12 protein-coding genes are annotated in these 13,922 nt (G+C 48.1%); all 12 read left to right on the forward strand.

The window, feature by feature from the left end; translation table 11 throughout:
• The first annotated feature begins 18 nt into the window (after positions 1-18).
• The 12 genes from NST33_RS03440 (at position 19) to NST33_RS03495 (ending at position 13,917) form a co-directional block, all read left to right on the forward strand.
• A complete protein-coding gene (locus NST33_RS03440; RefSeq protein WP_036614107.1) occupies positions 19-342 on the forward strand; it encodes a hypothetical protein in 324 nt (107 codons plus the stop codon).
• Between the two features lie 155 nt (positions 343-497).
• Positions 498-1,499, forward strand: a complete 1,002-nt coding sequence (gene uvsE, locus NST33_RS03445; RefSeq protein WP_074093415.1) for a UV DNA damage repair endonuclease UvsE — start codon at positions 498-500, stop codon at positions 1,497-1,499.
• Between the two features lie 98 nt (positions 1,500-1,597).
• The gene (locus NST33_RS03450; protein ID WP_339306751.1) at positions 1,598-2,470 is read left to right on the forward strand and encodes an inositol monophosphatase family protein; all 873 of its coding nucleotides are present in this window, start codon (positions 1,598-1,600) and stop codon (positions 2,468-2,470) included.
• 137 nt (positions 2,471-2,607) lie between these two features.
• Positions 2,608-2,898 (forward strand): hypothetical protein, encoded by a 291-nt coding sequence (locus tag NST33_RS03455; protein ID WP_339306753.1) that lies wholly within the window; start codon positions 2,608-2,610, stop codon positions 2,896-2,898.
• A 387-nt stretch (positions 2,899-3,285) separates the two neighbouring features.
• Entirely contained in the window at positions 3,286-4,608 is a 1,323-nt protein-coding gene (locus NST33_RS03460) for a stalk domain-containing protein (RefSeq protein WP_339306755.1), read from the forward strand.
• 250 nt (positions 4,609-4,858) lie between these two features.
• The gene (locus NST33_RS03465; protein WP_339306757.1) at positions 4,859-6,646 is read left to right on the forward strand and encodes a histidine kinase; all 1,788 of its coding nucleotides are present in this window, start codon (positions 4,859-4,861) and stop codon (positions 6,644-6,646) included.
• Positions 6,621-8,174, forward strand: coding sequence for a response regulator (locus NST33_RS03470; RefSeq protein WP_221818697.1), 1,554 nt, complete (start codon positions 6,621-6,623; stop codon positions 8,172-8,174). Before NST33_RS03465 ends, NST33_RS03470 begins: the two co-directional genes overlap by 26 nt.
• Before the next feature lie 220 nt (positions 8,175-8,394).
• Positions 8,395-9,678, forward strand: a complete 1,284-nt coding sequence (locus tag NST33_RS03475; protein ID WP_339181754.1) for a sugar ABC transporter substrate-binding protein — start codon at positions 8,395-8,397, stop codon at positions 9,676-9,678.
• A 139-nt stretch (positions 9,679-9,817) separates the two neighbouring features.
• Positions 9,818-10,720: a sugar ABC transporter permease gene (locus NST33_RS03480; protein ID WP_047841423.1), complete on the forward strand. Its 903-nt coding sequence runs from the start codon at positions 9,818-9,820 to the stop codon at positions 10,718-10,720.
• Between the two features lie 2 nt (positions 10,721-10,722).
• Complete coding sequence (locus NST33_RS03485) at positions 10,723-11,562, forward strand: carbohydrate ABC transporter permease (RefSeq protein WP_091039044.1); 840 nt, start codon at positions 10,723-10,725, stop codon at positions 11,560-11,562.
• A 73-nt stretch (positions 11,563-11,635) separates the two neighbouring features.
• Positions 11,636-12,877, forward strand: a complete 1,242-nt coding sequence (locus NST33_RS03490) for a rhamnogalacturonan acetylesterase (RefSeq protein ID WP_339306760.1) — start codon at positions 11,636-11,638, stop codon at positions 12,875-12,877.
• A 623-nt stretch (positions 12,878-13,500) separates the two neighbouring features.
• Positions 13,501-13,917 carry a sensory rhodopsin transducer gene (locus NST33_RS03495; protein ID WP_221825748.1) on the forward strand — a complete coding sequence of 139 codons (417 nt, stop codon included), beginning with the start codon at positions 13,501-13,503 and terminating at the stop codon, positions 13,915-13,917.
• The last annotated feature ends 5 nt before the right edge of the window (positions 13,918-13,922 follow it).

Consider the following 13,922-nt stretch of genomic DNA (forward strand, 5'->3'; position numbering starts at 1 on the left):
AGATCAGGAGGGATATGCATGGGATTTCAGACTGAATTCAATTCCGTATGCAAGTTCAAGAATGAGCAGGAGCTGTTCGAACTGCTTGAATACGGACGCGGCAAAATGGTCAAACAGGGCTTCCGGGTATTTCCTACCGGCCAGAAAGTGATTGCATACACACCGGATAACGTGGCTGTAGCCATCGTCAAGATCGTGGTTTCCATTGCGGAGATCAACTTCCAGGGGCAAGAGGTAACCGAGGTGGAGATGCAACTCATCCGCAAATTGACTGAGGAAGAATCACGCATTCAGACTGCCCTTGCGGATGAAATGTTCTTTGGAGAGCAAGCACAGGAGTAGTTGTTGACTGTAAGTGCGGGTCGGAAGGACGGATTTGCCAGAATACGATTATGGTCACTCTTTTAGGGTAAAACTTGGTTATATACAGTGACGGTACATCCTGACGGCTGAATATACCACGCGGGTTCTCCGCCCTAATAGAGAGGAAGAGATTCATGCTCGTACGCTTTGGTTACGTGGCAATGTCCGTGCTTATAGAGAACGCCTCGCCTTCCCGGACCATGACCATGTCGAGTTTTAACAAAATCGATGACAGGGAAGCAGCGATCCGCAAGCTCGAACGGATTGCAGCCGAGAACCTGCACAATACATTACGTTTGCTCAGGCATAACAAGGGTAGCCATATTCATGTATATCGCTTCTCTTCCAAATTGATTCCACTGGCAACACATGAAGACCTGAATGACTGGGACCCGTTCCCGGCACTGAAGCAGGACTTTGCGGCCATTGGTGATTTTGTGAAGGAAAATCATATGCGTGTGTCCTTTCATCCGGATCATTTTACCGTACTTAGTACCCCCCGCGAGCAAGTTCTGCACAACTCGATTCGCGACCTTCGTCATCATGTTCGGATGCTGGATGCCATGGGGCTGAATGCCACTGCCAAGAACAATATACATATTGGTGGTGCATACGGGGACAAGCCTTCGGCGGCGCTTCGTTTTGAAGAAAACTTTTTGAAGCTGGATCGGGACATCCAGGAGCGGCTGACACTCGAAAATGATGACAAAACGTTCAATGCGCCTGAGACACTTGCCGTGTGCCAGCGCTTGGGATTGCCCATGGTACTTGATATCCATCACCATTGGGTGAACAACGAAGGAGAACAGGCATGGGATCTGTGGCCTGATATTCTAAAGACCTGGCAGTCACCGCTTGCCCAGGCAGATTCACCGGCTGATCAGCCATTGCCACCCAAAATCCATGTCTCCAGTCCGAAGAGCGAGAAGGATCTGCGAGGTCATGCTGATGGTGTGGAGGTAGAGCCTGTGCTCGATTTCTTGCGTCATATCGCAGCAGATACCCCGAGGCTTGACGTGATGATCGAGGCTAAACGCAAAGATGAGGCACTTGTACAACTGATGCAGAAGCTGGCATTCTATCACGAAGAGGGTGTGGAGTGGGTGGACGAGTCTACCGTCATCATTCATCCGTAGTGCCAAAAGGGGCCTGGGCAACGAGAAACTTTACGACCTGTGGGGCGTATACTTTTAACAAGTATTTCAACTTTTCGTAGATTGATATAGAAAGTAGAGTGAACGCTTTGAATGAGAAGGAAAAGACACCTTATGTCGTGACAAGCAAAAGCTATACTGCCGTTGCCATTAATGCAGCTTCCAAAGCTGGCGAATGGATCAAAAGCCGTCTTGGGACGGTAGCTGAACTTGGCACCAAATATTCACCCCAAGATCTGGTGACCGAAGTGGATAAAGGAGCGGAGCAGATGATCCGCCGCCTGATTCTTACGCATTTTCCCCACCATGCCATTCTGGGTGAAGAAGGCGTCGAACCGGGACCGGAAGCTTCGGCAAAAGCACTGAAAGAGGCTGAGGAAGAAGAATTTCTGTGGATTGTTGATCCTGTGGATGGAACGACGAACTTTGTACACGGATTCCCGTTTTATTCGGTGTCCATCGCATTGGCTCACAATGGTGAAGTCATTGTTGGCGTGATCTACGATCCTTCCCGTGATGAGATGTTTGTTGCGGAAAAAGGGAAAGGAGCATATGTTCACGGAAACCGGATGCTTGTATCTGGTGAACAGGAACTGGCTCAGAGCCTGATTGCGGTTGGATTCCCGGCAGACACAACCTTTGCGTTGCCACTGAATATGGCCGCTGTGCAGGCGCTTGCTCCGCAAGTTCGTAACTTGCGTGCTGGTGGATCAGCCGCCCTTCATCTGGCGTATGTTGCAGCAGGACGTCTCAGCGCCTACACCGAAGTTGGATTAAAACCGTGGGATATTGCAGCAGGTGCGCTGCTGGTTGAAGAATCAGGCGGCAAGGTGACCGATACCATTGGAACACCTTATCAACTGTCTGTAAATCATGTCGTTGCCAGCAATGGCAACATCCATGATGCACTGACGGATGTGTTGAAGGAAGCGAAGGCTACCGGTCTGGAGTGAGTTTATTCAACTCATCCATGCTTTAATTACTTTTAATTGTACATTAACGGTGGGGACAGAAAGCATCTGAAGAAGCGAAGTGGACGTCCAATAGTATGGTTAACACAGGTATGACTTTAATTAAAGGAGCGAGAACAATGGATGAATCCAAAGAACTGGAACGACGGCTCAGTGATATGCTGACGGAAGGGGACATGGAAGAGTCCGGCGACACCGATCAGCGTAAACGCCAGTTGATTCCTCCCAAATATGAAGTGCGAATCCAGACGGAACGTGATCCAATCGTCGAGGAAACGTTAAAGTACCGGAAGTTGGCACGCGAAGTGGATGATCGTTATGATCGGTATCTGGAGCGAGCTACCGGGAACAAACCGGAGAGCGACAAGGGTCATTCGATTGCTGAAGATTCGAATAAGCCGCAATCTTAACGAATCACTGAACGTCATAGCTGAGCTTAACCAGTAACAGGCTCCCCTCCAGGGAGTCTGTTATTTCATGTGTGCTCTCAGTAGAGAGGACAACACCTACTTTAAAATGATAGAATAGAGTAACACCAACCAATGTCATTGGAATGACCAATGTACTATATATTAGTGAGGTTGTTCAAAAAGTCCGCTTTTGATTACGAAGGATGCCTAACGGCATCATCAGCATCGAATATGGAATTCAGCCGAAATGTCCGTTGCTCACGTAGTTTTCCTACGCTCCGCTACTCCATTTCTAGCTTCATCCCATCTTCTCGGTACTGAAAACCGACCTTTTTGAACACGTACATTTAGTGTAATTATAGATTCACGAGAAGGAGTGTTACCTGAATGAAGCGTAAACGTATATGGGAAAATACAGCTGCCGGTTTAACGGTAAGCATGTTGGCAGGAATGCTGCTCTTTACATCATCTGCATTGCCTGCACACGCGGCTGACAACAAAACCGGTGTATTGCCAGCGGGTACAAACGAGACTTCGCTGACAGCGAAGAAGGATGCAGTAGCCGTAACTAAGGAGTTCCGCATCGTCACATTGGGAGATTCCATAACGGTAGGTTATGAGCCCAACACAAAAGAATTGCCTTATGGTTATGTAGAACGTCTGCATGAGCAGGGTTTGCTGCATGGACGTACACAGGTGGACAACTACGGGATTGCCGGATTGAAAACCAGTGGCCTGAAAAACTTCACTACTGCAATTAAGGATGGCAAAACGCTGACTTCTGAAGCCATTCAACCAAGTCTTCCTGATCCAAGAGCGGGACAGATCGGAGCCAATACTGCTGCAATCCGTGAGAGTGTAGCACAGGCCAATCTGGTTGCAATTACCATTGGGGGAAATGACGTATCGGAGCTTCTCGGTACAGCAGACAAACTGAGTGATCAGGAACTGCAAGCCAAGGTAAAAGAATTACTCGCAACCTATACAGCCAATGTTAGTGCAACGATTAACGATATCCATGAAATTAATCCAACAGCTACAATTGTCATCGCCGACCAGTATCAACCGATGCCAGAAGTAGCAGGCAAAGCACTCTATGCCAAACTGATGGAGGCATCCCAAGGTTTCACACAGACCATTGATGGCATTGCAGCACAATTCACTGCTCAAGGTACCGATGTCAAAGTCGCACACGTCGCCAAGGAGTTTGTGGGTGGTGAAGGCACGATGACACATATGATTAAAGATCGTGATTTCCACCCGAATCAATTTGGATATGCGGCCATTGCCGAAGTATTTGCCAAAACGATCTGGGGAGATTACACCAAGCTGACTGCACCTGCGACAGGTGAGCCGATGAACATTATTGTGAGTGGCAAAACATTAGATACTCCGTACAAGCCGATTATCCGTAACGGCAAAAACTTTGTGGCGATCCAAGATATCGTGAACGCTGTTGGTGCTACTACGGTGTGGGATAACAAAACTTCAACCGCAACCATTACATATGGAGACCGGAAAGTTGCTGTGAAGATTGGTGCCAATGCTGTGAAGGTAAATGGAGCATCGGTTACTGTGGATACACCTGCATTCTTGAACAAGGTAGGCAAAGAGTCCAAAACATATGTACCACTTGCCATGGTGGCTGAAGGTCTTGGCTTTGATGTGCAATATGTAGCGAAGCTGAAAACTGTGTTTGTTAACCCGTAAATTGTATTTCATACTTTAACATGATGTTATTCAACGGCCAGAATACCTTGATCTGTTCAAGGTATTCTGGCTGTTTTGTGTTCATTTTGAGTTGCTGACACAGATGTATACCTTCTCTAATGACCTGAAATGTTGCATAAATATATCTTGTCAGATGACCAATGGATGTGTAAATATGAAAATAACTTACAATAAAACCACTAACCTATAGCATGACAGGCACCCCTCGAAAGCCAAAGGAGCGCTTAGGATGAACAAAATTAAGAACGCTTTCACAACACTGCCGATTCATCACAAAACGATTCTTCTCATCGGACTTTTGATGTTAATCAGCTTTACGTTTTATGCGTCCGTACTGCGATATGTGTTCAGTATCTATGACCGTCAGATCTATGAGAAATCCTCGCAGGTCCTCAATATGTCTTCGGTAGGTATTGAGAATCAACTTCGTGAAATTTCTAATCTTTCCTTCAAGGTAATGTCGGACGAGCCGCTTCAGCAATATCTGCTCCAACTGAAAAAGGCCGAAACGGGTTACGAGAAAAATGGATTACGTAAAAAAATTACCAACAGGTTAGTCGCTTATGCCGGTTCCGAAAAATACGTCTATTCCATGCTATTTATCGATAATGATAATAACGTTATGGCCGCAGGCAATCGGGAGGGGATTTCGGAGTCGAAGCAAAAGGAACTGGTTGCACTGGGACAGCAATACTCGGGCTCCAATGCCTGGCATACCAGTGGGGATAAACAGTCCAGGCTTTTGTCGGTCCGACAGGTAAAATCCTTTATTGGCGGAGCATTTACATTGGAGGACCTCGGTACACTGATCATCCGCGTCCGGCTGGACCGAATTGTACAGGATCAGATGCAAGAACCGGCTGAGGACTCCCAACTACTGATTACCGATGGAAGAGAAGTGATCTATCCAACAGAATCAGGCGTCAGTGAAGCCGAGATTGAGTCTGAACTGAAGCGCACCCAGCCCTACGGAATTGCCATGTTTGAGCATGGGAGACACTTTGTAGCTCGTGCGCATTCTTCCTATACGGATTGGACCTATTTGTACACAACCCCGTTTGACCAGATGTTTAAACAGATCCAGTTTGTCAAACAGTTGGTCACGGTGATCTTCATCATGATCTTTCTGGCGGCGCTTATCATTGGAGCGAGATTCTCTCGCAGTATTACACACCCGATTGCGCAGTTGATCAAAAAGATGCGTAATATCGAAAAAGGTGATCTGGATAAGCTGGAGGAGGCAGCCCTTGGCAATGTTCCGATATCTCCACAGAATGAGGTTGGGCTGCTGCATCGCACATTCAAGATGATGCTTCAACGAATACGTGAGTTGATTGATGAGAATTATGCCAAGCAATTGGTGATTCGTGAGACTGAGTTGAAAGCGCTTCAGGCGCAGATTAATCCACATTTTCTATACAACACGCTTGAATCCATTAACTGGCTGGCTAAAGTACAGAAGCAACGACAGATCTCGGAAATGGTTGAGGCTCTCGGATTTCTGCTGCGTAGCTCTGTGAATATGTCCGAGAAGTGGATCACGCTGGAAAGAGAGCTGGATATTGTCCGCAGTTACGTGACAATTCAGCGCACACGTTTTGAGGAAAGACTGGATTTCGACATGGAAATTGCCCCAGAGGTAGGAACGGCGCGGATACCGAAGTTAACATTACAGCCTTTGGTGGAGAACGCCATACATTATGCACTCGAACCAAGCATTGACCCTTGCCGGATTCGTATTCGGGCGAGAGCAGATGGAGACAAGGTGATTATTGAAGTCGAGGATGACGGTCCGGGGATGACACCGGAATTCCTCGAACAACTACACGAAGGACGTATTCAGACAAGAGGACAGGGCATTGGGTTATCTAACATCCAGGAACGAATCAGACTGACCTTCGGCGATGAAGGTGGAATGGTGATGAGCAGCAAGCCCGGATCAGGAACTGTAGTATCGATCAGCATACCTTGGATCAGAGAGGACGATGACGATGTACAAAGTGATGCTCGTAGATGATGAACGTGTCATTCTGGAGGGGATTTCCCAAGTGGTCGATTGGGCCGCGGCAGGTACGGAATTGGTGGGTACAGCGAGGAACGGGATTGAAGCATTGGACAAAATTGGGCAATCGAGACCCGATATTATTATTACGGATATTTCCATGCCAGGTCTGGATGGTCTCGGACTCATAGAGAAGGCATCCGAAGCATACCCGGGAGTACGTTTCATTATGTTATCCGGCTACAAGGAGTTCGAATATGCCCGCAGAGCGATGCAATATGGTGTGAAGCATTATTTGCTGAAGCCCTGCAACGAGAATCAGATCCATGAAGCGTTAATTGAACTGTTGCAGGAGCATCAGGATGCCCAGGTCAAGGAGCATGTTGCCGGTGAGATGAAACAGCGATTGCAGCGTGTTCTTCCACATGTGAAGGAGCAATTTCTGCTGGAGTTCATGACCAACCGCACCTATGGGCCGGTTGATCTGGAGTATTATCAGGAGCTGTTTGATCTGGAGCTTGAAGAGAACGCAGTTCGGTTACTGTTGTTCCGAATTGTAGATGAACATGATTACAGTCACTTATTTGCGATCAAAAACATTGCCAGTGACCTGCTCCCACATGTCCTTTTAAGCACGACCATTGAAGGCAAACTCCTCATCCTGCTTGCGGATTCAGCTGATCCGGCCGGACTGAAAGAAAGTATTGAAGAGGTTCGGGCTGCATTCACCAGACTATATAAATTGGAAGTGACCGCTGCGCTGAGTGAAGCAGATCGAATGATCCAGTCCCGGCGGTTGTTTCGTGAGGCATTGCAGTATCTGAACCATCGCTTTTTTATCGGTGAAGGCAAGCTGATCACGAAGAATGATCTGGTACTGGCGGGAGAATGCGACGGCGTGCACGTAGAGCAGGATGCGGAGCAACTGTGTCAGTTGATCAAATCGGGCAATACCGAGGAAACAGCGGTAGAGGTGGATCGTCTGTTTGATCTATTATCACGTCAGCAGCTGGAAATTGAAGTGACTCGCTCTTACGTAGTGCAGCTGTACTCGGCGATGGTTCATGTCTGTCCACCTGAGGAGGCAACGGAATTCACCCAGCGTATGGCAGAACTGCCGCATATCGATACGTTATCTGGTTTGAAGTCTTTTGTTGCAAGCAGTGCAGCCCGATTAACTTCCGGTTATTACAAAAACCATATCAGTCGCCAGTCTTCTGCCGTGGAGAAGATGATGGATATCGTGGATCGTCATTATGGAGAGGCAGATCTCTCGCTCAATGGAGTCGCCCATCAGATGTTGTATATGAATCCAGATTATCTGGGTAAGATTTTCAAAAAAGTCACAGGCGAGAATTTCTCCAATTACGTGAATCGTCTGCGCATTGAACGCGCATGTGACCATATTCGCAGAGGCGGGGATGTGAAAGTATTCGAGCTTGCTGAATTGTTCGGATTCGGTGGGAATTCACAATATTTCAGTCAGGTGTTCAAAAAGTGGACCGGTATGACACCTACGGAATTCCGCAGAATCGGCATATAACAATGGACTACCAATCATGTAATTCATGTCTGGGGAGGACGAACAGCGCCGAGAGGAGGCTGTTGTCCTCCTCTGTTTTTTGAACCAACAAGACGGTTTTGTGTATTCAACTCTGGTCGTACATTTGCGAAAATGACATTAACAAGTTTGTGAAAGCGTTATCAGAAATAAAAGGATAACTCGTTCACACAACCATATCAACATAAAAGGGGAGATTGGCATGGTGAAAAAGGCAATATTCCTGATGATGGCTGCTTTGCTCGTGTTTACAGCGGCATGTAGCTCAGGTGGAGGAACTGAAGGAGCATCTGGAGATGACTCAGTTACCCTGCGGATCGCTTGGTGGGGCTCGGATGCACGGCATGAATATACACAGAAGGTCATCGACCTGTACAAATCGAAAAACCCGAATGTCAAAATCGACGTGGAATATGCTTCATTTGATGACTACTGGAAAAAGCTTGCACCACAAGCAGCTGCAAATCAGTTGCCTGACATCGTTCAGATGGATATTTCCTACATCAGCCAATATGCACAGAATGGTCAGCTTGAGGATCTAGCGCCTTATCTGGGCAATCAGATCAAAGTGGACGATGTGTCCGAGAACGTTATTAGCACAGGTGTAATTAACGGCAAACAATACGGTGTACCTGCCGGTGTTAACGTTCTGGGCTTCCAATATGACCCTGCTTTGCTTCAAAAAGCGGGAGCAGAAGCTATGCCTGAAAATATGACATGGGAATCATACGAAGCACTGGGCAAACAAGCCGCAGAGAAAGGCCTGTATTTGGATGGAGGGGTAGCTCCTGATATCTTCTTCCATTACTTCCTGCGTACCAAAGGACATTCGCTTTACAATGCAGAAGGAACTGGCCTTGGTTATGATGATGACCAATTGTTTGTGGAATTCTTCGGACTTATGCGCCGCATGATCGAGCAGGGTGCAGCACCTACGCCGGATGTAGCCAACCAAACCAAAGGCATTATTGAGGAATCAGATCTCGTGAAGGAAAAAGGAATTGGCGTATGGCAATGGTCCAACCAGTTCGTAGCCTTGCAACAGGTGGCGAACCGTCCACTCGAAATCGCTCCAATGCCAGGACCGGATATGGAAAAAGGACTATATATGCAACCAAGTATGTATTGGGGTGTAACGTCCAACTCCAAAGTGAAGGAAGAAGCGGCTAAATTCATTGATTTCTGGGTGAATGACGTGGAAGCCAACAAACTGATCAAAGGTGAGCGCGGTGTGCCAATTTCAGGAGCAATCAAAGAAGCCATCGCACCTGAGCTGAGTGACGCAACAAAACAGGTCTTTGAATTCGTAGCAGCCATGGAGCCAAAGGCTTCACCAATGAGTTCTCCGCCACCGGTTGGTTCACCTGAAGTAATCTCTGCTCTGGCAGATGTGGCTGAAGAGTTGAACTTTGGCAAAATTACACCTGAACAGGCAGCAGAGACATTCCGCAAGAACGCCGAATCTGTACTTGCGAACAATAAATAACAGTTGAATGATGGCTTGCTCGTCCCAATTCAGGGATGGTCGGGAATGGGGCTACTCGCAAATGCGAGGGCCTTTCCCCGTCCAGATGACCGAAGCCAGGATGAGGGAGCAAGCTGATCCATGAAGGAGGTTCGTTCCATTGAGGCAGTATTCGTCGTTACGTAGAAACTTAACTGGATATGCGTTCATAAGCCCGTTTATTATTGGATTCCTGGGCTTCACACTCATCCCCATGTTTGTGTCCTTATATATGTCGTTCACGAGTTATAACTTATTCACTTCTCCGCGGTGGATTGGGCTTGATAACTACACCAAAATGTTTTTTGATGACCCGAAATATTGGAACTCGGTCAAAGTGACGTTTCTGTATGTATTCATTGGGGTACCGTTAAGGTTGATCTTTGCCCTCTTCGTAGCGATGGTCCTAAACACTGGCTCTCGTATGATTGGAACGTACCGGACGCTGTATTACCTGCCATCCATTATCGGTGGTAGTGTGGCCGTATCCATTATGTGGCGTAACCTCTTCAGTAATGAGGGTGTTATCAACAGTGCTCTAACGGCAATCGGGATCGGGCCAATCAGCTGGTTTGGTGACCCGAATGCGTCCCTGGTTATGCTCATCTCACTGTCTGTATGGCAGTTTGGTTCGTCCATGCTGATCTTCCTGGCTGGTCTCAAAAATATCCCTACTGAGATGTACGAGGCAGCAGGTGTGGATGGCGCGAATCCTATACGGAAATTTTTCAGCATCACCTTGCCACTGCTTAGCCCGATCGTCCTGTTCAATATGATTATGCAGACGATTGGAGCATTCATGACGTTTGTACCTGCCTATATTATCTCCAAAGGCGAAGGCGGTCCAATGGACGGTACGATGCTGTACTCCCTGTATCTGTTCCGTCAGGCGTTTATGTTTAACAACATGGGTTATGCTTCGGCAATGGCCTGGATCATGCTCATCATGATCGGTATACTCACGGTAGCTGTCTTCCTGACATCCAAGTACTGGGTGTTCTACGAATCTGAAGGAGGGAAGTAACGATGGTTTGGAGAAATGTAAAGTGGCCCGTTTATCACCTGTTCGTTGCAGCTCTTGCCCTCCTGATGCTCTATCCGGTCCTATGGATGCTATTCAGTTCATTCAAGGAAAGCCGTACGATCTTTGTCACAGCGGATACCCTGTTTCCTGCGGAGTGGATCTGGAGCAACTATGTGGATGGCTGGAAAGGCACAGCTGGAAGACCATTTATGGATTACATCACCAACTCACTTGTAATCGTAGTGATATCTACCATCGGTGCTGTGATATCGTCATCGCTGATCGCTTTCGGTTTTGCCAGACTTAATTTCAAGGGACGTACATTCTGGTTCTCCTTGATGATGTTAACACTGATGTTGCCACATGACGTGGTATTGGTTCCTCAGTACATCATTTTCACGAAGCTCGGCTGGCTGAACACTATCTTGCCAATTGTTGTACCTACATTCTTCGGAATGCCGTTCTTCATCTTCCTGATGGTACAGTTCATTCGAACGATTCCGAAGGAACTGGATGAGGCAGCAACCATCGATGGATGTAACAAATTCAGACTGTATATCCAGATTATTATGCCGCTGATCAAGTCTTCTCTGGCGACTGCAGCCATCTTCTCCTTCTACTGGAGATGGGAGGATCTGCTCGGTCCGGTATTGTACCTGAACTCGCCTGATAAATACACCGTGTCGATGGCGCTGAAAATGTTCCTCGATAGCGAATCTGCTTCCAACTGGGGTGCAATGTTCGCCATGTCCATCGTCAGTCTGGTTCCGGTTGTAGCTGTGTTCTTCATCTTCCAAAAACAAATTGTTCAAGGGATGAGCACCAGCGGATTGAAAGGATAAGCCGGATTCACTGTATCTTCGTATCTTCGCCCGAATGAACGTTTACAAAAGTTAACCAAGGAGGTTATCGCTTTTGAATAAAGCTCAAGGTAGTCAGGCCGTTGCCATGGGGGCAGCGGCAGAGGGCCAGGCAGTGTCCGTGACCAGCTGGAAGTTTAACTTTGGACCAGACTCGGGAAGAGCAGATGAGACAGGGGATTATCTGAAAGTAACTGCAACAACCGCATATGAAGAACGCGGAGGATACGGATTCGAGGCAGGATCTCTGGTGTATGAGAAACAACGGAGCGGTGATGACGATGTGTCGGATCCCACGAAACAACATCATAACAATCCGGGGCAGACAACCATGTCTGCCCGATTGCGTTCAGGCTTCTGTATTCCGCTCAAAGCATCGTTCATCGTGGATGTTCCCGACGGAACCTACCAAGTATTACTTGTTGCAGGGGATGAATTGGCTGAGACAATGACCCGCGTGAAAGCTGGTGAAGGCAGGCTTGTACTGCCAACCATTCGCACACTTCCCGGACAATACGCAGAGGTTAGATTCTCGGTTGTTGTTCGCGGCGGCAGACTTCGTCTGTCATTCTCCGGTCCTGCACCGAGAATCAATGCGTTAGAGATTACCCTTGCGAATCAGACCATGACCGTATTTCTTGCTGGGGATTCAACCGTAACAGATCAGCCGGAAAGTGGATATCCGTATTGCGGTTGGGGCCAGTTATTGCCAGCGCAGTTCAAACATGATGTGGCAGTGGATAATCACGCCCAGTCAGGCCGAAGTTCCCGCAGTTTCATCAATGAAGGCAGATTGAGCGCCATTATGGAGCGAATGAAGCCAGAGGATTTTTTATTTATTCAATTTGGACATAACGATGAGAAGCCGGACCCTGAACGTGGGACGGACCCATTCACAACATATAAGGAATATTTGAAAAAGTATATCGACGCTGCACGCGAAGCCGAGGCTCGTCCAGTGCTCATAACCCCGGTGCATCGTCGCTATTTTGCGGATGATGGCACATTGACCGATACCCACGGCGATTATATCATCGCCATGCGTGAGCTTGCCGAAGAGGAAGATGTTCCGCTGATCGATCTGGCTGAGCGCAGCCGTCTTCTGTTCGAGCAGGCAGGCGTAGAAGGCACTAAGGACGACTTTATGTGGGTACTTCCAGGCGAGTATGTGAACTTCCCCTCAGGCGTGGAGGATAACACACATTTTCAGGAACGCGGCGCCCGCCGCCTTGCCCAGCAGGTGGCAGAAGCCATACGCGAGTTGCAATTGCAACCGTTGCAGATGTATCTGCGGTAATTAGTATCAGTAGAGGATCTAATTCTATTGTTCTAGGGGATAAGTTCCCGCAGGATTTTAAGTCCTGTGTGTCTGTATTTAAGCGAAGCGAGTTAAACGAAGTAACGAGCCAACAAAAGTTGCCCAGCGAAGAGCGAAGGCAATAATCTTTTAAAAGCCAATGGCGAGCGTAGCAGCGGAGGAGGGCGGAATCGGGTAAAGGGAGCGAAGCGTCCGCCTTTGGAGCGGGATTTCCCCTGCTGAGGGGAAATAGAAGAAATCCCGAGCCAACAGCGTTCCACAGCCCGATCCGCCCACCGAAGCGACTGCCCAGCGAGCTATTCAGGGTTTAAAAGCTGTAGCGAGTTAAACGAAGTAACGAGCCAGCAAAAGTTGCCTAACGAATAGCGAAGGCAATAATCTTTTAAAAAACAGGCGAGCGTAGCAGCGGAGGAGGGCGGAATCGGGTAAAGGGAGCGAAGCGTCCGCCTTTGGAGCGGGATTTCCCCTGCTGAGGGGGAATAGAAGAAATTCCGAGCCAACAGCGGTCCACAGCCCGATCCGCCCACCGAAGCGACTGCCCCGCGAGCCCACTGATTTTTAACCTATATTGCACTCGTGAAAAAAAAGGAGGATGTATTTCAATGACACCTGACCAGACAGAATTAGGCACATCTGCCAGGAAGAATGTTTCAGCAGCTACAGGCCACGCCTACTGGGTTATTCCGGATGGTTATATTCCCCCGGAGAGCCGGGGCACATTGGAGAGTCATGAGAGCATCTGTGTACTGAACACCAGTGCCGCGGATGCGGAGCTGCACATCACGATTTATTTTGAAGACAGAGAACCACTCGAAGGTATGGTCGCTGAAGTGCCAGCAAGAAGGACGAAGCATATTCGGACTGCATCGCTACGATCCGGGGAGCAGTCTATTCCGCCGGGCGTGCCTTATGCGATTACGGTTTCGAGCAACATCCCCGTTATCGTCCAGTACAGCCGTTTGGACACGACCCAGCCTGAATTGGCTTTGATGAGTGTCATGGCGTATCCATTAGGATAACTTCC

The organism is Paenibacillus sp. FSL L8-0435, assembly GCF_037965655.1.
GTDB lineage: Bacteria > Bacillota > Bacilli > Paenibacillales > Paenibacillaceae > Paenibacillus.

What these genes read in the sequence shown, in the direction of transcription:
- NST33_RS03460 (WP_339306755.1), top strand. Translation starts at nt 3,286, where the DNA reads ATGAAGCGTAAACGTATATGGGAAAATACAGCTGCCGGTTTAACGGTA.
- NST33_RS03455 (WP_339306753.1), top strand. Translation starts at nt 2,608, where the DNA reads ATGGATGAATCCAAAGAACTGGAACGACGGCTCAGTGATATGCTGACG.
- NST33_RS03470 (WP_221818697.1), top strand. Translation starts at nt 6,621, where the DNA reads ATGTACAAAGTGATGCTCGTAGATGATGAACGTGTCATTCTGGAGGGG.
- NST33_RS03485 (WP_091039044.1), top strand. Translation starts at nt 10,723, where the DNA reads ATGGTTTGGAGAAATGTAAAGTGGCCCGTTTATCACCTGTTCGTTGCA.
- NST33_RS03440 (WP_036614107.1), top strand. Translation starts at nt 19, where the DNA reads ATGGGATTTCAGACTGAATTCAATTCCGTATGCAAGTTCAAGAATGAG.
- NST33_RS03465 (WP_339306757.1), top strand. Translation starts at nt 4,859, where the DNA reads ATGAACAAAATTAAGAACGCTTTCACAACACTGCCGATTCATCACAAA.
- NST33_RS03475 (WP_339181754.1), top strand. Translation starts at nt 8,395, where the DNA reads ATGGTGAAAAAGGCAATATTCCTGATGATGGCTGCTTTGCTCGTGTTT.
- uvsE (WP_074093415.1), top strand. Translation starts at nt 498, where the DNA reads ATGCTCGTACGCTTTGGTTACGTGGCAATGTCCGTGCTTATAGAGAAC.
- NST33_RS03495 (WP_221825748.1), top strand. Translation starts at nt 13,501, where the DNA reads ATGACACCTGACCAGACAGAATTAGGCACATCTGCCAGGAAGAATGTT.